This window comes from Vibrio sp. EJY3, from assembly GCF_000241385.1.
GTDB lineage: Bacteria > Pseudomonadota > Gammaproteobacteria > Enterobacterales > Vibrionaceae > Vibrio > Vibrio natriegens.
Genome location: NC_016614.1, coordinates 1,771,849 through 1,794,446, shown reverse-complemented (window position 1 = coordinate 1,794,446; position 22,598 = coordinate 1,771,849). Strand labels below are relative to the sequence as shown.

Genomic DNA, 22,598 nt, shown 5'->3' with positions numbered 1-22,598 from the left:
GATGTTTATTCACACCGGTAAATGCACGATATATGGCAGATGAATTACTAAAAGACGTGAGAATTTCTTAATGAAACCTACACAACAGAAAAAATTTGATAAAAAGTCGTTCCAAGACAGCGTAAAGAAACACCTATCAGTAACTTACGCACATACTGTTGAAAACGCAGATAGCCGCGCATGGTACCTAGCAATGGGTCGTGCACTAGCGGAGATCACTACTTTTGATTTGCTTGCTACTGAAGAAGATCCTCGAATCAAAGGTGCTAAGAGCGTTAACTACCTTTCTCTAGAATTCCTAATTGGCCGTTTAACGGGCAATAACTTAATCAGCATGGGTCTGTACGAGCAAGTAACAGAAGCAATGGCTGAATTGGGTCATAGCGTAACTGACCTTCTTGAAGAAGAACGCGATCCTTCATTGGGTAACGGCGGTCTTGGCCGTCTGGCAGCTTGTTTCATGGATTCATGTGCCGCGCAAGAATACCCAACAGTGGGTTACGGCCTACACTACGAATACGGTCTATTTAAGCAATCTTTCAAAGATGGCCGTCAACAAGAAGCGCCAGATGCATGGTGTGGCGTAGAAGGTTACCCTTGGGAAGTGGCTCGTCCAGAGCTTGCTCAAGAAATCGGCTTCTACGGTCATGTTGAAGTGGTCAACGAGAACGGTAAAGAAATTCGTAAATGGGTTCCAGGCATGACAGTAAAAGCGATGCCTTGGGATCTACCAATCGTAGGCTACGAATCAGAAACGGTTTACCCACTGCGTCTTTGGGAATGTCAGGCAATTGCTCCATTCTCACTGGCTAGCTTTAACAATGGTAACTACTTCGAAGCTCAGCATGCGCTGATCGACGCAGGCAACATCACTAAAGTGCTTTACCCGAATGACAACCACGAGAAAGGTAAAACACTTCGTCTAATGCAACAGTACTTCCACTCTGCAGCGTCAGTACGCGATATTCTTCGCCGCCACGAAGCAGCAGGCTACTCACTAGAAGAACTGCCAAAGCAAGAGACTATCCAGCTTAACGATACGCACCCAACTATCGCTATTCCTGAGTTAATGCGCATCCTTGTTGATGAGAAAGGTCTGTCTTGGGAAGCGGCGTGGGAAATCTGTTCGCACACATTCGCGTACACAAACCACACATTACTTCCAGAAGCACTAGAGACATGGCCAGAGTCGCTAATTCAGCACTTGCTTCCACGTCACATGGAAATCATTTACGAAATCAACCACCGCTTCCTGCAAGAAGTTCGTGCTAAGTGGCCTGGTGATGTTGCGAAACAGCAAAAACTTTCGATCATCGAAGACGGTTTCCACCGCATGGTACGTATGGCTAACCTGAGTGTAATTGGTTCATACGCGGTTAATGGTGTAGCAGCACTTCACTCTGAATTGGTTAAGAAAGACCTGTTCCCTGAGTTCCATGAGCTGTACCCGACTCGTCTACACAATGTAACGAACGGTATTACTCCTCGTCGTTGGTTGAAGTTCTGTAACCCAGGTCTGTCTCAGTTAATTACTGACAAAATCGGTGGCGAATGGCCAGCGAAACTGGAGTTGTTAGAAGGCATCGCGAAATACGCCACTGACGAGAAATTCCAAAAAGAATTCATGGCAGTGAAGAAAGAGAACAAAGAACGCCTGGCTCACTGGGTGAAAGAAAACATGGGTATCGAGCTGGATACCAATGCGATCTTCGATGTTCAAATCAAGCGTCTACACGAGTACAAGCGTCAGCACCTAGATTTGCTACACGTGTTGTCTCTGTACCATCGCATCCTTAACGAGCCTGGGTTTGATTGTGTACCACGTGTTGTATTCTTCGCAGCGAAAGCAGCACCGGGTTACCACCTAGCGAAAGAAATCATCTTCGCAATCAACAAAATTGCAGAGAAGATCAACAGCGACCCTCGCATCGGTAACAAGCTTAAAGTGGTATTCATTCCTGACTACCGCGTGAGCATGGCAGAAATCATCATTCCTGCGGCGGACGTATCACAACAAATCTCGCTAGCAGGTAAAGAAGCGTCAGGTACTGGTAACATGAAGATGGCGCTAAACGGTGCTCTTACTATCGGTACAATGGATGGTGCGAACGTTGAGATTCGTGAAGAAGTGGGTGACGAGAACATCTACATCTTCGGTCTGGATGTTGAAGGTGTGAAAGCGCTGAAAGCTCAAGGCTACAACCCGTTTGATTACTACAATGCGGACCATCTACTAAAAGCGTCAATGGATCTTCTTGTCGGTGAAGAATTCACACCAGGTCAGCCGGGTCTATTGCGTGCAACGTACGACAGCCTGCTTGATGGCGGTGACCCGTACCTATGTCTTGCAGACTTCGCGTCTTACGTGAAAGCGCATGAAGATATGGGCGAGCAATACAAAGACCAGGCTGGTTGGGCTAAGAAAGCCATCCTTAATACCGCCCTCGTTGGCAAGTTCACGTCAGACCGCTCAATTCGAGACTATGTGAACAACATCTGGAAACTAGAACCGGTTCACCGTTAATAAGACAAGTAAAAACCAAGGTAGCCCTGCGCTACCTTTGGTTATTTTCAAATATAAGTTATTGATAACAATAAAACCCTACATGGAAGGTGTTTGCATTACCTTCGGAGAAAGCGATGAAAGAACTAACAGCATTAAAGAAAGTCGCGGAAATGGCGAGATTGGCTGACAGTTACGTCAGTGCATGGGGAGATGAGGCTAAAGTGTCTGATGAGACTCTGCGCCGTTTGCTCGCTTCACTTGGCTACGATACTAGCAGCGATGAAAAACTATTGGCTTCTGCTGAGAAGAAGCATAAGAAAGACGTACTAGCCCCTGTTCTTGTTTTACGCGACGGCGAGCCTGTCGAAGTGGAACTAAACCTAGGTACGAGTGCTCGTGAGAGTGAATTCAGCTGGCGTTTAGAAACAGAGCAAGGAGAGGTACTTGAAGGCTATCTTCAGTCTCAAATTGTTCGTGATGAACGTGCTGAGGGTGGCCCTCTAGTGTTTGCATTGCCAAAGAACTTGGCATGGGGTTATCACAAACTGATCATCAGTCGTAAGCGTCGTAAAACGCCTTATGAAATGTCGCTGATCATCACTCCAAAAGCTTGTTACAAACAAGATGCGCTTAACGAACACAAAAAGCTTTGGGGCCCGAGTATTCAGCTTTACACATTGCGTACTCAGCATAACTGGGGTATCGGTGATTTCGGAGACCTTAAGCAACTGGTTAGTGACATTGCTTCGCGTGGCGGAGACTTCATTGGCCTGAACCCAATTCACTCGTTGTTCCCGGCAAACCCAGAAGGTGCGAGCCCATACAGCCCGTCTTCTCGCCGCTGGTTGAACATCATGTATATTGATGTGGTATCCGTACCGGAATTCGCTCTGAGTGCAGAAGCGCAGCAACAAGTTGGCAGTGCTGAATTCCAGCAGCGTCTACAAAAAGCTCGTGATTCTCATTGGGTTAATTACACCGAAGTCTCAGCTCTTAAAATGAGCGTACTGCCTTTACTGTTTAGCGAGTTCAAAGCGCGTCATCTGGACAAGAATACAGACCGTGCACGTGCATTCTTAGAATTCGTAGAGAAAGGCGGCGACAGCTTGTTACATCAAGCTGCCTTTGACGCACTTCATGCCTATCTGCACGCAGAAGATGCCAACGTGTGGGGTTGGCCAGCGTTCCCTGAAAAATACCGTACATTCGAGTCGGCTGGAACGCAGAAATACATTAAAGATCAAAAAGACCGCGTTCACCTGTACATGTACTTACAGTGGATCGCTGATGATCAAATCAAAGAAGCTCAAGCACTTGCAGAAGAAAAAGGCATGTCTGTAGGTCTGTACCGTGACCTTGCAGTAGGCGTAGCGGATTCTGGCAGTGAAACTTGGGCTGACGAAGGTAACCTTGTTCTGGACGCAAGTATTGGTGCGCCACCAGATGTACTGGGCCCACTAGGTCAAAACTGGGGGCTGCCCCCACTAAACCCACAAGTGCTTGAAGCAACGGGTTACGACGCTTACATCCAACTGCTGCGTGCCAACATGAAGCATTGTGGTTCGCTACGTATTGACCATGTACTCGGTCTGCTGCGTCTGTGGTGGATTCCAAAAGGCGAAAAGGCAACAGAAGGGGCTTACCTGTACTACCCAGTAGAAGACATGCTGGCAATCTTAGCGCTTGAGTCACATCGTCATCAATGTTCAGTTATTGGTGAAGACTTAGGTACGGTGCCAGATGAAATCGTAGATATTCTTCGCGATGCTGGTGTGCACTCATACAAAGTGTTTTTCTTTGAAACCTCAAAAGACGACGGCGGCTTCATTTCTCCTAAGCATTATGCTGAGCAATCTATGGCGGCACTGTGTACGCACGATATGCCAACGCTACGCGGTTTCTGGCACTGTGATGACTTGAAAATGGGTCGTGAGATTGGTCTGTACCCAGACGAAGAGCAACTAGAAGGTCTGTTTGCTGATCGTCTTAAGTGCAAGCAAGGTATTCTGGATAGCGTTCGCTGGCATGGTTATCTGCCTGAAGGCATTGGCCATGATGCGCAGTTCGTACCTATGGATTCGTACTTAAGCGAAGCGCTTCAACTGCATGTTGCAGCAGGTGATTCTGCACTGCTTAGTGTTCAGCTGGAAGACTGGCTAGAGATGGATCAACCGGTCAATATCCCTGGTACTGTTGATGAGTATCCAAACTGGCGTCGTAAGCTGTCGATGAACCTTGATGAAATTTTCAGTCGTGAAGATGTGAATCGAATTGCAAAACGTTTAACGGAAGTCCGCGCTCAGGCAAGCAAGTAAGGACGAATAGAATGAGTGAGAAAGCGAGCTGATTATAAATTTGTTTGCTCTTAGGTAAGAAATTTCCATCTACGTCACTCATTCTATAAAAACAATCCGTTAGGATGGAGTACTGTTATTATGCCCGCAATAATAGCGGGCATTTTCGTTTTTTGATGCTGCTTGCAAACATTGACGTTCGAAGCAGTGCTTTTTAGTAAGTTTACAATGTTGGCTGTGCAAGCCAATATTTTCTTAAACTCGGTGTGTTTAAGGTGGATATTGGTTTTAGGGAGAAAGGTTTGAAAAACACGAAAACAAATAAAATAAAGAGAACAAAGAAAAAGTATGAACGTGCCTATGAACTGCTAGCTCAGGCTTCTTACTCGGATCCGTTTGCGACGCTGGGGCCATTTATTGATGATGGTGAAGGTTCCCTAAGAGTCTGGATGCCAGGCGCAGATAAAGTTGAATTATTGGTTGAAGGGGAGCCAAGAGTTGCCCTTGAACGCGAAGGTGACAGCGGTTTTATTCTCAAAGAAAAACGCGATTTACACCTTACACATTACCGCTTAGCTGTAGATTGGAATGGCGTTGAACAAATCATTGACGACCCGTACCAATACCACAATATTTACCAAGAGTACGAACACCTGCACACACCGAAAGACATGTATCACTACATGGGTTCGCACTTTGTCACTCTAGAACGTGGAGGTAAACATATCTCTGGCGTTCGTTTCCTAGTTTATGCACCACATGCGTCAGCCGTGAGTTTGATCGGCGGATTTAACCAGTGGGATGGCCGTCGTCAGCCAATGCAACGCCTCGATTACGGTATTTGGGGCTTGTTCGTTCCTGGCTTAGAAGAAGGTGTACAATACAAATACGAACTAAAAGGTCCACATGGAGAAGGGTTGCCTCATAAGCAAGACCCATGGGGCTTTTATTCAGAGCAGTACCCGTCATTCGCATCCATCACTTACGACCACAACCGTTACCAATGGCAGGATACGCAATGGCAAAGTCGTCCAGTAACGGAAAAGCGCAGTGAAGCGTTGTCTTTCTATGAGCTACACGCTGGCTCCTGGAAACGCAATGAGCAGGGTGAGTTTCTTAACTACCGTGAACTGGCTGAACACTTAGTGCCATATTTGGTCGACATGGAGTACACCCACGTTGAACTGATGCCAGTTTCTGAACATCCATTCTACGGTTCTTGGGGTTACCAGCCAGTGGGGCTGTTTGCTCCAACCAGTCGTTATGGATCGCCAGATGACTTCAAATACTTTGTTGATGCTTGTCACCAAGCGGGTATTGGCGTGGTTCTCGATTGGGTACCAGCGCACTTCCCATCCGATGACCATGGTCTGGAAAACTTCGATGGCACACCTCTGTTCCACGATCCAGACCCACGTCGCGGCTGGCACCAAGACTGGAACTCGTATATCTATGATGTCGGCCGCGAGCACGTCCGTCGCTTCCTAGTCGCGAATGCCTTGTACTGGTTCGAACAATTCCATATCGATGGTATTCGAGTCGATGCTGTTGCGTCCATGATCTACCTTGACTACTCACGCAGTCATGATCAGTGGATTCCGAATGTCGATGGTGGCAACGAAAACTATGAAGCGATTGCGACACTAAAATGGATGAACGAGGAGGTGTACAAACACTTCCCGAATGCTATGACGATTGCTGAAGAGTCGACGGCATTCCCAGGTGTGTCTGCGCCAACATTCATGGGCGGATTGGGCTTCGGATTCAAGTGGAATATGGGTTGGATGCACGACAGTCTTTCTTACATGAAAGAAGATCCGGTTCATCGCAAATACCACCACAATACCATCACGTTCCCGCTTATTTATGCACACAGTGAGAACTATGTATTGTCGTTGTCGCACGATGAAGTGGTGTATGGCAAGGCCTCTATCCACAACAAAATGCCTGGTGATGAGTGGCAACAAACCGCTAACTTGCGTGCTTACTACGGCCATATGTACGGTCAGCCAGGTAAAAAGCTTAACTTTATGGGCGCAGAATTAGGTCAGACAGCGGAATGGAACCATGATGATCAACTACAGTGGTTCTTATTGGAGTTTGAACGTCACAAAGGGGTTCAAGATCTGACTCGTGACTTAAACCATCTATACCGAACTGAACCAGCTATGCACGATCAGGATTGTATTCCTGCTGGTTTCGAATGGCGTCTTCAAGATGAAGCCGATGCGAGTATTCTGGCTCATGAGCGTATTAGTGAGGACGGTGAGCGTATTTTGGTTATCACCAACTTTACGCCAGTACCACATGAGAAGTTCCGCTTAGGCGTTCCGAATGAAGGCCGATACGATCTTCTGCTTAACACCGATGACAGCAAATACGGTGGCAGTGGCTTCAAGGTTCACAAGAGTGTCGAAACTGAAGCGATCGAAAGCGAGTCGCTCCCACAATCTCTTGGATTGCGCATCCCACCTTTATCAACGGTGTTCTACAAGCTTGCTAAATAAGCGCCACTGAAAACATCAAGCCCGCTTTACAATGTAAATCGGGCTTTTTTTGACCAAACTTTAACCTCAGAAACTTGTTGTTCTTTGCAGAATACGGCAATCTTGCTCGCTTGCTTTTAAAGCGGAGCGTTGTCGGGATACTGAGAATGATCAAAAGGCTAAAGTCATTTCTAATTAAAGTCGTGTTGGTACTGTTGCTTGCTCCTATTGTTATGGTCGGGGCGGTAAAGTTTATCGATCCTCCAATTTGGGGCTGGAAACTCAGTCGCCTTGTCTCACCTCCAACAAACTATCCTGATCACAGTCAGCATGAATGGGTGCCTTTGTCGCAAATCTCCAAAAACATGCAGCTTGCTGTGATTGCAACAGAAGACCAAAAATTCCCGACGCACTATGGCGTCGATTTTGAGTCTCTGTTTAATGTGATAGCGAATGCGGACGAAAATGGCCCATCCCGCGGAGCAAGCACGATTACCCAACAAACCGCCAAGAATGTGTTTTTGTTTCCTGCCCATTCTTATGTGCGTAAGGCCTATGAGCTTTACTTTGCACTGCTGATGGAAGCGATGTGGAGCAAAGAGCGCATTCTGGAAGTCTACCTGAATGTGGTTGAGTTTGGTCCGGGTATCTATGGTACAGAAGCGGCTGCTCAGAACTACTTTGGCGTAAGCTCAGATAGATTGTCGAAGTGGCAAGCGGCGCAATTAGCCGTGGTGTTGCCTAATCCTTATCGTATAAAAGTTTACCCACAAAGCGACTATACTCAGCGCCGCACCAGATGGGCGATGAATCAAATGCGAAATCTAGGCAGCGTTCATTTGTAGAAATTTCAAACTACGCCCTGATAAAGCAAAAATGTGAGTTAATCCAAGCTTTAGGGCGTAGTCTATTAGAATGATGTGCTCAAATTTTCATCCATTTACTATTAGTGTGAATAAAACTAATAAATTTGCGTAGGTTACATACGCAATCAATGGATAGAACGATGAAACTGAATCTGATCACGACGACATTATTACTCGCCTCGGCAAGTGCTATTGCTGAACCCAATATCACCATATCTACCACAACGAACAGCCGCGATTTTCCACTCAGTGCCGAGCAACCTTTAGTCGTGCCGCTTACCAAAGATGGCTACACACTAAAAATAACCGGTATTGATGGAAGTTGTACCGCGCCCGACGGACAAAACGTAAAGTTCAATACACCCATTTCACTGAACTGTGGAGAGCCGACAGAACTTGCGCTGAAAATACGTTTTACCGGTGACTACTCGTTTGCCTATGATGAGCAGGCAAAAACACTTCTGTTTAAGCGAGAACCAAAGAAAGCGGCGAAAACCGAGTTCAAACGCCCGATCCCAAAAGTCCAGTGTGAAGTTTATCAAGGTGGCGAAGTGTCCATTGCATTGGGTGATAGTTTCCCCGATGGAACCAAATTGCGGGATGCTTACTCAGGGCAGGTAGTCGAAGTGAAAAATCAACAAGTCTCTTTGGTGCCAGACCAAGCGTCAGGTGGAATCGTACTTCTTGAGCCGATGAAGAAAACCAAGCAAGCAATTCCGTTTAACTACCGAAATGCCAATATCTACTTTGTGATGGTTGATAGATTCAACAACGCAGATAGCAGCAATGACGCTAGCTATGGGCGTAAAAAAGACGGGAAAGAAGAAATCGGCACCTTCCATGGTGGCGACCTCAAAGGAGTGATTGATAAGCTGGACTACATCAAAAGCTTGGGGACAGATGCCATTTGGTTATCGCCGATTGTTGAGCAGGTACACGGTTTTGTTGGCGGTGGCGACAGTGGCTCGTTCCCATTTTATGCTTATCACGGTTACTGGACGCGTGATTTTACTAAGATCGACGAAAACTTCGGCAGTGAAGCTGACTTAAAGACGCTAGTGGAAGAAGCGCACAAACGCGGGTTAAAAGTGCTGATGGATGCCGTCATCAACCACACCGGTTACTCCACACTTGCCGATTTACAGTTTGATGGTATCGAAGTGCTCAAACCGGGCGCTGATTTGCCAGAGAAATGGGCGAACTGGCAACCAAAGAGTGGTGAAAACTGGCACAGCTACCACCATTATATTGATTACCAAAGTCCGAACTGGGCTAACTGGTGGGGTGGTGATTGGGTAAGAGCAGGTTTACCGGGCTATCCTGAGCCGGGCAGCAGCGATATCACTATGTCGCTCGCTGGGTTGCCGGACTTTGTCACCGAATCTGATAAAGCGGTAACACCACCTAAGTGGCTGCTAGACAATCCGGGTACGCGTGTTAAGGCGCGAGACAATTTCACCGTGTCGGATTATTTAATTGAATGGCAAACGGATTGGGTGAAGCGCTTTGGCATTGATGGATATCGCGTCGACACCGTAAAACACGTCGAAGGTGACGTGTGGAAACGTTTGAAGCAAGAAGCCTCTCAAAGCTTAGAGCAGTGGCGTAAAGAAAACGGTAGATCCGGTCAACCGTTTTGGATGATGGGCGAAGTCTGGGGACACACCGCATATCGTAGCCCTTACTTTGACGATGGCTTCGACGCGCTGATTAACTTTGATATGCAGAAGAAACTCGATAAAGGCGCAGCCTGTTTTAGCCAAATGGCTGAAACCTACCAAAGCTATGCCGATACCATCGCCAATGAGAAAGACTTTAACCCGGTCAGCTATATGTCCTCTCACGACACCGAGCTATTCTTCTCACGCTTTAAAGACTACGCCATGCAGCGTAACGCAGCGAATGCGCTGTTGTTAAGCCCAGGCGCTGTTCAGGTTTACTATGGCGATGAAGTGGGGCGTAACATTGGCCCATATGCAGACGACTTCCACCAAGGGACTCGTTCTGACATGGTCTGGAAGCTTACTGACGAGAAACAATCGTTGCTGAAACATTGGCAGACTCTAGGGCAGTTCCGAAAAGCACACCCTGCGATTGGAGCAGGTAAGCATCACGTAATCGCTCAGGAAGGAGCGTACGTCTTCTCTCGTACTCTTGCTGGTGACAAGGTAGTGGTTGCTTTTGTCGGCCGAGAGAAACCGTAAATCACTAGTTCAAAAAGCTCATTCTGGGTTTTAATCCAGATTTTAAAAGTCATAGCCCTCAGACTTAGGTTTGGGGGCTTTGTTTTTATTCATCGTATTTTTAAGTTCAGCAAAGAAGCACCCATTAATGTTACGTTCAGATTTGATCATTACTATTATTGCAATCGTCACAACTATCGGAGGCAACGATGACTACAGCCATGTCTTTAAAGTCGGCGCCTAATGACGCCGTTGAAGAAACACTAAAAGCGCCAGATGAGAAAACGTTTTGGCGCAAGATGAAAAACTCGGTAAGAAAAGCGGGTGAAGAGCTTGCTGTGATGGGAATTAAATCCTGGCTCGCGATGACAGACGCCAATACCTCCGTGCGCCATAAAGCGATTCTTGGTGGGGCATTAGCGTATTTCGTTCTCCCAACGGATATGGTGCCCGATGTGCTGGCTGGCGTTGGATTCACTGATGATATGGCAGCGCTTACATTGGCTGCGAACACGGTTGGCAACGCTATTACGCCAGAGCATGAAGAACAAGCCAGAGCGAAACTGAATTTAATGGCTAATGACTAAAAGTCTTTAAGATTGCTTAATCAATCTTTCTCAATAAACAAAGCCCCGATGTTTCCATCGGGGCTTTGTTCTAGACAGGATAACCGTAAACGGTTTAAGCGTCAGCGCGTTTAAGATGCACTTCTTCTTCGGCTGCGCCGGCCATTGGATCGTTGAAGCGAGCTTCATCCAATGCACCTTCTGATTTAGCAACAATAACCGTTACTGCGCTATCACCAGTAATGTTTACTGCGGTACGAATCATATCCAGTAGACGGTCAACACCCATAATCAGAGCGATACCTTCCAGAGGCAAGCCTACTTGGTTTAGTACCATCGCTAGCATGACAAGGCCAACACCAGGAACACCAGCAGTACCGATAGATGCCAGAGTCGCCGTCATGATAACCATCAGGTAGTCACCCATGGTTAAATCAATGTTGAATGCCTGTGCGATAAACGCGGTAGCGACACCTTGCATGATCGCCGTTCCGTCCATGTTCACGGTTGCACCAAGTGGTACAGTGAACGAAGACACACGGTTTTCTACGCCCATGCGGTGTTTTGCTGTTTCCATAGTAACCGGAATGGTTGCGTTTGATGATGCAGTAGAGAACGCAAACATCACAGCATCTTCCATTTTACGCAGGAAGGTAATTGGGCTAAGACCAGTAAACCCTTTCAACATTAGGCTGTACGTTACCAGACCGTGTAGCAGCAGTGTGCCAGCTAGAACGATAAAGTACTCGGCAAGGTTTAGGATTGCACCCAAGCCCAAACCAGTAAACAGCTTCGCCATCAGGAAGAACACACCAAATGGTGCCAGGTTCATCAAAATAGCAACCAGTTTCATGATCACTTCATTCAAGTCTGAGAAGAATGCAGCGATACGCTCGCCTGGTTTACCAGCAGCACTGATCGCAATACCAAATAAAACGGCAAACACGATAACTTGAAGTGTTTTACCTTCAGCCATTGCACTGATTGGGTTAGTCGGGAACATATCAATGATCACCTGACCCAAAGACGGTGCTTCTGCTGACTTAAATGAGCTTACCGCAGTAAGATCAGCGCCAGCGCCTGGCTGGAACACGGTGCCCATAGTCAGAGCAAGTGTGATAGCGACAGCCGTTGTTGCAATGTATAAAGCGAGGGTTTTACCACCCATGCGACCTAAAGTAGATAGGTCTTTAAGAGAGCTAGTACCACAAACGAGTGATACAAATACCAAAGGTACTACTAGCATCTTCAAGCTGGCGACAAAGATCTGCCCACCAACTTCAAATAGTCCATTAACAATGTATGCGTCGACAAATCCGTTGTCGGCAAAAAGTGTGCGAATTGCAAATCCTGTCAAGATACCCGCCACCATACCGAAAATAACACGGCTGGTAAGCGACATCGGTTTCTTGGTATTCATGAGAACACTCCTTATAGTTATGCACTCTGAGTTCACTTCAAAGTGGCGTGCAGGTTAGCAGCGGAGTGAAAAAACACGAAAGAAAAAACCTAATCTTGGTCGGTAGATGTGACCACGGTCACCATAAAAAATATTATTTTAACAGTTATTTAACTTTAAGGCTGGTTGTAACGGCTGTTTTTTAACACTTTTATCGAGTATAAAACTAATGTTCACCTATTGTTACACTTTGGTGTTCTATGTTTTGGTTGCATATTGAACTCGTAATTATTCACCTCTGATTAATGTGGGACTAAATATGCAACTAAAACTTGTTTATATAATACGCATTAGTAGTCGATAATTAGAGCAATACATTTATCTCACTATTCGCATCGCTCTGTTATCTTTAGCTACTAAGTTGGTAAATTCAGCTCCATATCAACATTGTACATTGGACAGGCTAGATAGCTGTAGATGATCCCACTCCCAACGGCTTTTGTTGTTGTTTGGAATTCCACCAACCCAATATTGTTGCTCAAATTTAACATTACCGTTTAAGCACTGTATTCCATGCTCGGTTATACACACTTGTTGCTCCCACCAGTTTTTTTCTAACGAGTCTACTGTTATCAGTGGTTTCCCATTGGTTGCTAAAGGAAGGACCAGTGCGTAGAACATCACATCACCCAGGTAGGGCAAAGGTTCGCTCTGCTGATAAAGCTGAAACCACTTACTCACTGAAATCGCGTTGTTTTGTTCCTTTAGTGCATCGAGTGCGAGACGCTGAGTGAAGCTCAACCCTGATATTGAATGGGGGAGCTCGCGCAAATGCCGTATAAGAACCGCACTCATATTTGGCAAGCAATCCAACTCATGTTGTTCTAATAGAGAGACAATAGAATCTGGCGTTTCTTCTGTGAGAGCTTGCCAACACCGACTGGCCTGGCTCATTAATCTTGCGTTTATCGGCTTGCGATCATGCCAGCATGAACGAATCGCCTCTGCGGGTAATTGTCCAAAACCGATAAAACGTTCTGTACCGGGGAATTGGTTCAATTCAATGATCTCAATGACTTTAGCTTTTACGTTCTCAAGATAAGTCAGGCAACGGATCAACATAAGTTGATCATAGCTATCATGCTCCACCCAAAATACGATGCGCTCAAACTTATCGTCTAGCAGAGTCTCTACGTTACGCTGCTCTTGCTGAGCGATGTTTTGAACAGATTCTTTATGCCCCATAACGGGCAGCATCGTATCAACAACGAACTGAGCGCGTATGGCTAAAAATGATTGCTCAGCTTTAGGAATAGGGCCCATGCATAGTGGATCAATCATTGGGAGAAACTGGCCTTCAAAGCCGCTCTCTTTAAGTTTTTCCTGAATATCATGTCCACAACGAACATGGAGCGTACTCAGGCCACTGTCTAACGCTTTTTCTCGTTTAGCGATAGCGTTCTTATGCGATTCTAAACGTTCCACGTGAGCTTTTAGTTTGTTCCAACTCGGTAAGCCGAGCTCTCTTGCTAAAGCATGTTGAACATCAGCAAGCTGAATAGATTCAAAAGATAGAGTGTCGGGTTGGGAGTGAAACTGTTTAACGAGATCCAGCGTATTGAAGTCACGTTGACGAATTGCCTTTAAACGCTTTTTAGCAATGACTTTTTGCTGATTGAGATTAATTGAGAAGCTGTTGTGAGGTTGCATTTTTCACCTTTCTTATTCTCTTCCACACTCGCCTGAACAGAAGCTTTAAGAAGGTAAAAACAGATTGTACCTGCTGGAAATGCAGGGAAGCCAAATTGCCGTGAACCGAGTTCTTTCCGCGAGTGTTGGGTGCTTTAGGCGTGAGCTCGTATATCATAGGCGACGGCTGAATGACTGGCAACCGAAAATCAGGGTTCAGAGAAGGAATAGTTAATAAAAACAAAGCCCCACCTAACCTGGCAGGGCTATCGTTCAATACAATTTAGCGCTTTGCTAATCCTTTGCCATGTAAATAAGGCAGAATATGCGGGCGAGACTCTCCAGCCAATTTCGTTGTCACTTCCTCAGACCAGGTGCTTTGCTTTTGATTACTTGAACGAGTGGCGTAGTAATCGTGCATGGTTTGGTCGTAAGCTTTTATGTCTTCAATATTTAAAGCTTGGTACTGATTTTCGTGCACGATCACTTTTGCTGGTAAGCGAGGTTTAACTTCTGGGTCTTGCTCTGGATGGCCAAGACACATACCAAACAAAATGGCAGTATTGGCAGGGAGGCCGAGCAACTCATCAACACCTTGGGCATTATTTCTCAAGCCACCAATGTATACGCCACCCAATCCCATCGATTCTGCTGCCAACAGACAGTTTTGCGCCATGATGCCGGAATCAACGGCACCAATCAGTGTTAACTCGGTGAAGTCTGCTTGTACTTGAGGGTTAATAGCCGAGTGACGCTGATAATCAATGCAAAACACTAAAAACTCCGCCGCACTCGCAACGTAAGCTTGGTTACCTGCGTATTGCGCTAATTGAGCGCGTTTTTCTGGATCCGTGACTCGGATGATGGAAACGACTTGCAGCATACTGGAAGAAGATGCGGCTAGGCCAGCTTGAATAATCGTGTCCAGTTGAGCTTTATCTATTGGTTGCGGGCTGAATTTTCTAATCGAGCGGTGGCTCATTATAGTTTCAATCGTACTGTTCATGATGCTTTAACATCCTTTGTTATTGTTTTCATATTTCGTGGAACTCACCTTATCGGCATTTGATGGCTGGGTAAACTTTCTCCAAAGAAAAAAGCTCAAAAGAAAAGCTCAAACGAAAAAAGTGAGCCTTAAACCATAAGTTTTACTAGAGAAAGCCAGTTATCAGGCACGCTTTAAGATATGGGTATATACTGTCTTAAAATCAATGAATTACATGCGGTAAAAAGATGAAAGAACTGATCGTTCACACAGTAACGGTATTTATGGGTTTCTTCGCCATCATGAACCCTATCGCGAATATTCCCATATTCTTGAGCTTAACTGCGGATGAAGATAAAGAGACGGTTCGCTCCATAGCACTGCGTTCGGTGTTTATTGCTTTTATCATCGTTGCGGTGTTTTCAATTGCGGGAAAACTGATTTTCGATTTATTTGGGATTACGCTTTATGCGCTGCGTATTACTGGCGGAATTCTGGTCTTTTTGATTGGTTACAACATGCTACAAGGTGATACTACCCATCAAAAGACCAAAGAAAAGGCTTACTCCCCTGCCCAGCAACAAGCGGCGTTAAGTATCGCGGTTTCCCCTCTCGCGATGCCAATATTGGCTGGTCCTGGCACTATCGCAACGGCGATGAACTTTGCGACCGCTGGTGGGTTTGATCAAACAATCATTACCATCGTTTCTTTTGCTGTGCTCTGTATTATCACGTACATCTTGTTTTTATTTGGCGATAGATTAGTGAAAGCCGTTGGTCCTAGTGCGCTCAATGTTGTGACCAAAATGATGGGGCTGATATTGGCGGTCATCGGCACTCAAATGCTCATTGATGGGGCTGCAGAAGCGTATAAGAACGTTTTCTCTTAACCCTACTAGGCTTATGTAAGGTGTAGGCATGGTCACAGGTTGTACTCTGTAGCGAAATCTTACTTGAGTATAGGAATCACCTATCTAAATAATAAGAATAACCAATTGTTTCTATTGCCTTACTTTCAATACTATTTTTAAACACAGTATTGGGGAGGAAACATGGTAAAAAAAGCAATTGTGGTTGAAGGTGGTGCGATGCGAGGCGTCTTCGCTAGTGGCGTGCTAGATGCGTTCATGGAGCAAAATTACAAGCCGTTTGATTTTGCAATTGGTGTATCAGCAGGTGCATCGAATCTGATTGGTTACTTAACTGATTACCCACATCGCAGCATTAATATCATCACCAAGCTTGCAACCTGTAAACGTTTCTTCGATCCAACCCGCTTTATAAAGGGCGGTGACCTTATTGACGTTAAATGGTTATTTGAAGAGTCTAACCGTTTATATCCAGTTGATGAAAAGAAGTTGTTTGATGGTATTCCATTTTTTGCGACCACAACCAATGTTGATACAGGTAAGGCAGACTATTATCGAGTCAATCGTGATAACTTCCATCACGCGCTAGAAGCGACGACTGCTTTGCCTATCGCATACAAACATACCCCTTGCTTTTCTGGTGGCTGTTACACCGACGGAGGCGTGGCGGATTCAATTCCGGTTCGCGAAGCTTACCGAAGAGGCGCGAGAGACATTACTGTGGTGTTATCCCACCCGCTGAATTACTCGAAGAAGCCAGCCAAAACAACCTGGCTCACTAAGAAGCTATTTGCCGAGCATCCTAAAATGGTCGAAGCAATGTTGCACCGAACAGAGAACTATAACGAATCGTTGGCGTTTATTCGTAACCCGCCGGAAGACGCGCGTATCCGCGTTATTGCTCCGCCTGATAATTTTCATGTACAGCGTTTATCAATGCGTCAGTCTGTGTTGCTTGAAGGTTATGAGATGGGGCTTGCAGAGGGCAGAGCGCACCTGAAAAATCTTGCTGGTGCTCATGGCCTGGATCGAGAGAACTGTCACTTCTGTATTTAGCGCAGCGACGCTTAACCTTTCGTCACTCGTAAATATGTAAATTGGCGAACCATGGTATATGGTTCGCCAATAAGCGTTAGGCTTGTTTACGCTGTGCTTCTTTTTGAGCAATCTTAGCCGCACGTCGCTCTTCACGTTGCTTCGCGCTTTCACCGCCAACGTGTTGTTCACCACGTTGATCCGCTAAAGAAATCTGCTTTTCACGTTCGCGGAATCGAGCAATCTGCTCTTCTGAATGCGTACCGTGACATTTAGGGCAGCTTACACCTTGCTCGTAAAGGTCTGACTGTTTGTCTTCTTCTGTGATTGGCAAACGACAAGCGTTACATAAGTCGTAGTCCGCTTTCTCTAGCTGGTGGTTTACAGCAACACGACCATCGAATACGTAGCAATCACCTTCCCACATGCTCTCTTCTTGTGGCACTTCTTCCAGATATTTTAGGATGCCGCCTTCAAGGTGATAAACTTCGTCAAAGCCTTGCTCTTTCATGTAAGCGGTCGATTTCTCACAACGGATACCACCAGTACAGAACATTGCCACTTTCTTATGCTTGGCCGGGTCCATATTTTCTTTCACGTAGTCTGGAAATTCACGGAAAGTTTCAGTGTTCGGGTTTACCGCACCTTTAAAAGTACCGATTTCGATTTCGTAATCATTACGTGTATCGACAACAAACACTTCTGGATCCGCAATAAGATCGTTCCAGTCTTTTGGTTTCACATAAGTGCCAACCACATGACGAGGATCGATACCTTCAACACCTAAAGTTACGATCTCTTTCTTGAGTTTTACTTTAGTGCGGTTAAAAGGCTGTGTCTCAGCAAGCGACTCTTTATAAACAGTGCCCGCAAGACGTGGCTCTGCATTTAGCCATTCAAGCAGGGTATCAATACCCGCGCGGTCCGCAGCAACGGTACCGTTGATACCTTCACTTGCCAGCAGAAGGGTGCCACGAATCTGGTTCTTTTCCATCAGTGCAAGCAATGGTTCGCGTAGCTCTTGATAGTTACCTAGTTCCACAAACTTGTACAGCGCACAGACAACATACTGACTCATGAGATTTCCTTTAAAAAAACAGGCTTTAATAAAACAAGTGGTCGACGACCATTAAATTATAACGGCCCGGAGTATACCCGACTAAAACGGTCAGGTATACAGGTAAACCCGTCGGACAGGAAACATGCATGTTGATTGGTTAGTGACAAAATGAGGATGCAGAATGGATAGCTGCTTCCCCGCAAACCTTGTAGGTCTTCAAATTATCAACAAAAATCTAAGTTAATTGACGAGGTTAACCTCGACAGGTTTGTGTGAAATTTGTACGGTTAATTGGTTGAGTGCTCGTTACTCGTAAATGCACTCAGCACAGTACAGCAAGATAAAAAAACAAAAATTAATTCAACGGAATGGTTAGTAAGACATGCAGCAGTTTCATATCAGGCGACTCAGAGAAGAGGATATACCGCTTCTCAAACTTCTTTTAGTTGAGCTCGATACTTCTCACTATCAAGCTGAGCCAGACTTTTATCGTTCACCACAAGAAATGGCTGAGATTAGGGATAGCCGTAATATCTTTGAAAAATACTTCGATGGCAGTATCACTGCATTTGTAGCTTGTTCAAATCGAAACATTGTGGGGTTTATTTCGGGAACCACCGGTGAAGTTAACTCCATCATTTCACCAGAGAAATACGTTGGCTTTATCAATGAACTCGTTGTTGCGGAAAGCCATCGAAACTTGGGAATAGGCTTGTCGTTAATGGATAGAATTGAAAGTGCGCTTTGCAGCTTGGGCGCAGAGGAAATCGGATTGTCCGTTGGTTCTTTTAACCACGAAGGCGAAGATTTTTATCACAAGATGGGCTATCGAGTGATCACTAAGTCCATGATAAAAAGGATCAAAGATTAATCGACTTGCGTGATGCTCGGTATTGGATAGCAAAACGCCTTTTCATGGTGAAAAGGCGTCGGTATGCAAAACGGGTGTCTTATTAAACCAAAGTCGCCGCAGTCTGGTTACCCATCGCAATTAAGGTATCCAGAATGCGTTCGCCGTCAGCACGCAGACCATTGTGTTCATATTCGTTGGTGATCCACGCTTTTGAGTTCGGCATGGACGCTAATGTTTCTCGGCTGATGTCCATTTCCACAAACATATCGTCGGCGTAAACCGCACAGCTTACCGGAACTTTGTTCAACGCCAGTTGGTTTTGGTCATAAAGGGGTGACCAGTCCTCTTTGCTTGCCAGTATTTCAGCAGCTTCTTTCAGTGGCTTTAGGTTGGTGTATTGGTCAAACATCCATGGGAAAACCATTTCCCCGGTAAAGTAGAAAGGTTGGCCTTTTTCATAGTTAAACGCCGGGTTTGACTGACGTACTCGGTGTGCACTCCAATTGGAAGCAAAGCCCTGGCAGTATATAGACTCGTGCAAAATGGCGTAAATAGGGTTGGTTTGGAAGTTTTGCTGAGCCAGCATGTCACTTAAAAACTCGTAACGAAGCTGCGTTTTTCCGTTTACTTCTATGAGTGCGCTTTCCAGCCAGTAATACGTTGGCAAGAAGGTATCGCTGACCCCAAAATTAATCCCAATCTGTTGGAATTGCTCAACGGTAAAGCGTTGCCCGTTTGGCAGAAACTCTTCATTTTCTAACAGGTGATCAGCAATGGTCTGGCAAAGTTGCTGCGCTTTAGGAAATTGCTGGAAGAACGCCTGATTCTTATCCATTGTACGTTTAAACGTTGCTTTATACACATCGTCGGGATGACGTGAAACAGACGGCACGCCACCAGTAATGTAGCTTCGGGTCAGGCTTTCTGGGAACAACGACAAATACGTCAGAGAGCAAAAACCACCGAAGCTTTGGCCTAAAATCGCCCACTTTTCTACACCAAATTGCTGACGTATAAATTCAGCATCGCGAACAATATTGTCTGCTCGGAAATGGCTCAGGTATTCTGCCTGCTGGTGTGGCGTTAGGTGCGCCAGCGTTTGGTGGTTGATCACCGAACTGTTTCCGGTGCCGCGCTGGTCGAGCAGTAATACTCGGTACTCTTGAAGTGCTCGTTTTATCCAGCCGTTATGGCCATTTTGACGTGGAGAAGGGAAGCCAGGACCACCTTGAAAGTACACAAGCCATGGTTTGGTTGAGTCTTCGTCTCCCACTAAACATACCGAACGGGCAAAGACTTCAATAGTGCCTTTGCTCTCTTCCTGGTAATTCAAAGGGACATTAAATGTGTGGGGAGTGTAGTGCAATCCTGCGTCGATAAATGATAGAGCATTCATTGTTTTATTTATATCCTTGTTGGGTTCAGCATCTAGTAGACCTTACGCTCGCTACTTTACTTCGAAATCAGGGTTTAACCAAGAATCCGAAGTAGAGCAAGTCACATCTAAGCCGTTTAATCTCTTTTGTAAAATCAACGTAAGTTCAAGAAAATGAAACGATTAGCGACTGGTGCAACTGGTTGAATGAGCTATGCTCATTAGAGCGACGACAAAGTGAGTGTGAATTGTGGAGGATGTTGAATGAAAGTGTCACTGGCTCAATGGATTATCGTGACTTGTTTAGTTAGCGTGCCCGCATTTGCGGTGGTCACGCCAAGCCCACCTGAGTTACAGGCAAAAGGGTACGTGTTAATGGACTTTCAGTCGGGAGCTATTATCGCAGAACAGAACGGGAGAGCCGGATTAGCCCCTGCCAGTTTAACCAAACTCATGACGGCTTATGTCGTGGGTCAGGAAATCAAAGCAGGTCGATTAAATTGGGATGATTTAGTGACTGTCAGCGAAAATGCGTGGTCAGAAAAATTCCCCGGTTCCTCCAAAATGTTCATCAAACCGAAAGATGAAATCAGCGTTGCGAACTTGATGCGCGGTGTCATTATCCAATCGGGAAATGACGCATGTGTCGCTCTGGCGGAACATGTGGCAGGCAGTGAACATGGATTTGTGGCGTTGATGAATGGCTGGGCCGAAAAGCTCGGGCTTCAAGATACTTACTTTGTGAACTCTCATGGGCTGGATAGTGAAGGCATCCAAACTTCTCCTTTGGATATGGCGACGTTGATGAAATCGATCATCAATGACGTACCTGATGTTTATGCGCTCTACAACGAAAAGGTGTTTAAGTGGAACGATATTACCCAATACAACCGTAATAAGTTGTTGTGGGATAAGTCTATTAAAGTGGACGGTGGCAAAACAGGTTACACCAGCAATGCGGGATATAGTCTCGTCAGTTCAGCGACTGAAGGTAAAATGCGTTTGATCTCTGTCGTGATGGGAACACCTAGCGCGCAAGCACGCATCAGTCAGTCTAAAAACTTGCTCAGCTATGGTTTCCGTTTTTATGACACTAAGAAGGTGGCTACACAGGGACAGGTGGAATCAAAGGTTAAGGTCTGGAAAGGCAAGGTGAGTGAAATAGAAGCGAGCTTCCCGCAAGATGCCTATTTGACCCTACCTCGTAGTATGACAGCTGGCTTAGATAAGAGTGTCGAAATGAAAGAACCTTTAATGGCACCGATTGAGCAAGGGGAAGTGGTTGGTAAAGTCGTGTGGAAAAATAACGATGAAACCGTCGCCAGCTACCCACTGGTCAGCAATCAAGCGGTTGAACCCGCGTCATGGATTGGCCAAATCTGGGACAGCATCGTTTTATGGGTGAAATCGTTTTTTTAACCCCGACTCAGGTTAACTGACTAAACGATGAATCGAATAACAGCCCGTTTACCTTCGGGCTGTTTTTATTCTGATGTAAATAACAGTTGGGAATCAGGTTTGTTTCAGTTAGATTAGCCCGCCAAATCGCCCTATAAATTGTTGGATTGAAATCATGAGCAACGAACAACCGAATAACCCTCTGCACGGGTTGAGTTTAGAAAAAATCGTCACCCGTTTGGTTGAGCACTTTGGGTGGAATGGTATGTATGAACGTGTTCGTGTTAACTGTTTTAAAAAAGACCCGTCTATTAAGTCGTCGTTAAAGTTTCTTCGTAAGACGCAATGGGCACGAGATAAAGTTGAAGCGCTGTACATCGAAACTTTCTGTTAAGCTGCCGAAAAAGCAATTATTCCCGAAAGCACGATTGTGTGCCGCCGGGAATTTAAACTCGATGATTACTCCAGGTGGTGAGTGTTGCCCACAGTCGCTTCCAGTTCCAGAATCGACTTGCGGACGTTGTCTGGAATCTCAGTCTTAGTGTTATTTTTAAAATCAAACATCACACCCGTTGCCGTCGCGACGGTGACCACTTTTCCCCACTTTTTGCTAAACACCTGATATTCCATTGTCATGCGATCGCCTTGCATGTCGATCACTCGAGCGCCAATCAGAAGCGTGTCCGGGTAAGTCACTGGCAATTTATAACGACACTGAGTCTCACTCAGAACAGGGCTAATTTGCGAGGTTTGCAGGTCGACGAGCAAATTAATCGCTTCAAAATAGTCCAGACGTGCGGTTTCGAAGTAACGAAAGTAGACGACGTTGTTGACGTGTTGCAAGGCATCCATTTCTCCCCAAGCTACTCTGATCTCAGTAACGACGGGGAAGTCTTTTAGTAGTGTGTCCATTTTCTTTGTTCCTTTTTCATCAACGTTGCCACAAATTGTGAAGCCACTTATTAATCTGAGTATTTATTCTAGATGTAATTATTTAGAATGTAATAAAATTGTTCCTGAAGTGTGAAATAAAC

Annotated in this window: 17 protein-coding genes; 11 read left to right on the top strand and 6 right to left on the bottom strand. The window is 45.6% G+C overall.

What is annotated here, in order from left to right; genetic code table 11:
- The first annotated feature begins 70 nt into the window (after positions 1-70).
- The 6 genes from VEJY3_RS23785 (at position 71) to VEJY3_RS23760 (ending at position 10,922) form a co-directional block, all read left to right on the top strand.
- Positions 71-2,524 (top strand): glycogen/starch/alpha-glucan phosphorylase, encoded by a 2,454-nt coding sequence (locus tag VEJY3_RS23785; RefSeq protein ID WP_014234987.1) that lies wholly within the window; start codon positions 71-73, stop codon positions 2,522-2,524.
- 116 nt (positions 2,525-2,640) lie between these two features.
- On the top strand, positions 2,641-4,821 hold the full coding sequence (malQ, locus tag VEJY3_RS23780) for a 4-alpha-glucanotransferase (RefSeq protein ID WP_014234986.1): 2,181 nt from the start codon (positions 2,641-2,643) through the stop codon (positions 4,819-4,821).
- Between the two features lie 281 nt (positions 4,822-5,102).
- The gene (glgB, locus tag VEJY3_RS23775; RefSeq protein ID WP_014234985.1) at positions 5,103-7,307 is read left to right on the top strand and encodes a 1,4-alpha-glucan branching protein GlgB; all 2,205 of its coding nucleotides are present in this window, start codon (positions 5,103-5,105) and stop codon (positions 7,305-7,307) included.
- Positions 7,308-7,453: 146 nt separating this feature from the next.
- Positions 7,454-8,131, top strand: coding sequence for a monofunctional biosynthetic peptidoglycan transglycosylase (mtgA, locus tag VEJY3_RS23770; RefSeq protein WP_014234984.1), 678 nt, complete (start codon positions 7,454-7,456; stop codon positions 8,129-8,131).
- Between the two features lie 161 nt (positions 8,132-8,292).
- Positions 8,293-10,356 (top strand): alpha-amylase, encoded by a 2,064-nt coding sequence (locus VEJY3_RS23765; protein WP_014234983.1) that lies wholly within the window; start codon positions 8,293-8,295, stop codon positions 10,354-10,356.
- 188 nt (positions 10,357-10,544) lie between these two features.
- Positions 10,545-10,922, top strand: coding sequence for a YkvA family protein (locus tag VEJY3_RS23760; RefSeq protein ID WP_014234982.1), 378 nt, complete (start codon positions 10,545-10,547; stop codon positions 10,920-10,922).
- Positions 10,923-11,016: 94 nt separating this feature from the next.
- Here VEJY3_RS23760 and VEJY3_RS23755 read toward each other — a convergent pair whose 3' ends face one another.
- The 3 genes from VEJY3_RS23755 to nfsA form a co-directional block, all read right to left on the bottom strand.
- A complete protein-coding gene (locus tag VEJY3_RS23755) occupies positions 11,017-12,321 on the bottom strand; it encodes a dicarboxylate/amino acid:cation symporter (protein WP_014234981.1) in 1,305 nt (434 codons plus the stop codon).
- Between the two features lie 420 nt (positions 12,322-12,741).
- The gene (locus tag VEJY3_RS23750; RefSeq protein WP_014234980.1) at positions 12,742-14,010 is read right to left on the bottom strand and encodes a DUF1835 domain-containing protein; all 1,269 of its coding nucleotides are present in this window, start codon (positions 14,008-14,010) and stop codon (positions 12,742-12,744) included.
- 262 nt (positions 14,011-14,272) lie between these two features.
- Positions 14,273-14,995 (bottom strand): oxygen-insensitive NADPH nitroreductase, encoded by a 723-nt coding sequence (gene nfsA, locus VEJY3_RS23745; RefSeq protein ID WP_014234979.1) that lies wholly within the window; start codon positions 14,993-14,995, stop codon positions 14,273-14,275.
- A 227-nt stretch (positions 14,996-15,222) separates the two neighbouring features.
- On the opposite strand from nfsA, the gene VEJY3_RS23740 reads away from it, so the two are divergent.
- Entirely contained in the window at positions 15,223-15,864 is a 642-nt protein-coding gene (locus tag VEJY3_RS23740; RefSeq protein WP_014234978.1) for a MarC family protein, read from the top strand.
- A gap of 162 nt (positions 15,865-16,026) precedes the next feature.
- Positions 16,027-16,899, top strand: a complete 873-nt coding sequence (locus VEJY3_RS23735; RefSeq protein ID WP_014234977.1) for a patatin family protein — start codon at positions 16,027-16,029, stop codon at positions 16,897-16,899.
- A gap of 76 nt (positions 16,900-16,975) precedes the next feature.
- Here the strand turns inward: VEJY3_RS23735 and VEJY3_RS23730 are convergent, their stop codons facing one another.
- Positions 16,976-17,956 (bottom strand): rhodanese-related sulfurtransferase, encoded by a 981-nt coding sequence (locus tag VEJY3_RS23730; RefSeq protein WP_014234976.1) that lies wholly within the window; start codon positions 17,954-17,956, stop codon positions 16,976-16,978.
- Positions 17,957-18,320: 364 nt separating this feature from the next.
- On the opposite strand from VEJY3_RS23730, the gene VEJY3_RS23725 reads away from it, so the two are divergent.
- Positions 18,321-18,809, top strand: coding sequence for a GNAT family N-acetyltransferase (locus tag VEJY3_RS23725; protein WP_014234975.1), 489 nt, complete (start codon positions 18,321-18,323; stop codon positions 18,807-18,809).
- A gap of 82 nt (positions 18,810-18,891) precedes the next feature.
- Here VEJY3_RS23725 and VEJY3_RS23720 read toward each other — a convergent pair whose 3' ends face one another.
- Positions 18,892-20,187, bottom strand: a complete 1,296-nt coding sequence (locus VEJY3_RS23720) for an alpha/beta fold hydrolase (RefSeq protein ID WP_014234974.1) — start codon at positions 20,185-20,187, stop codon at positions 18,892-18,894.
- A gap of 243 nt (positions 20,188-20,430) precedes the next feature.
- On the opposite strand from VEJY3_RS23720, the gene VEJY3_RS23715 reads away from it, so the two are divergent.
- Positions 20,431-21,585: a D-alanyl-D-alanine carboxypeptidase family protein gene (locus tag VEJY3_RS23715; RefSeq protein WP_014234973.1), complete on the top strand. Its 1,155-nt coding sequence runs from the start codon at positions 20,431-20,433 to the stop codon at positions 21,583-21,585.
- A 154-nt stretch (positions 21,586-21,739) separates the two neighbouring features.
- Positions 21,740-21,958 carry a VF530 family DNA-binding protein gene (locus VEJY3_RS23710; protein WP_014234972.1) on the top strand — a complete coding sequence of 73 codons (219 nt, stop codon included), beginning with the start codon at positions 21,740-21,742 and terminating at the stop codon, positions 21,956-21,958.
- Between the two features lie 65 nt (positions 21,959-22,023).
- Here the strand turns inward: VEJY3_RS23710 and VEJY3_RS23705 are convergent, their stop codons facing one another.
- Positions 22,024-22,476, bottom strand: a complete 453-nt coding sequence (locus VEJY3_RS23705) for a thioesterase family protein (RefSeq protein WP_014234971.1) — start codon at positions 22,474-22,476, stop codon at positions 22,024-22,026.
- Between the last annotated feature and the right edge of the window lie 122 nt (positions 22,477-22,598).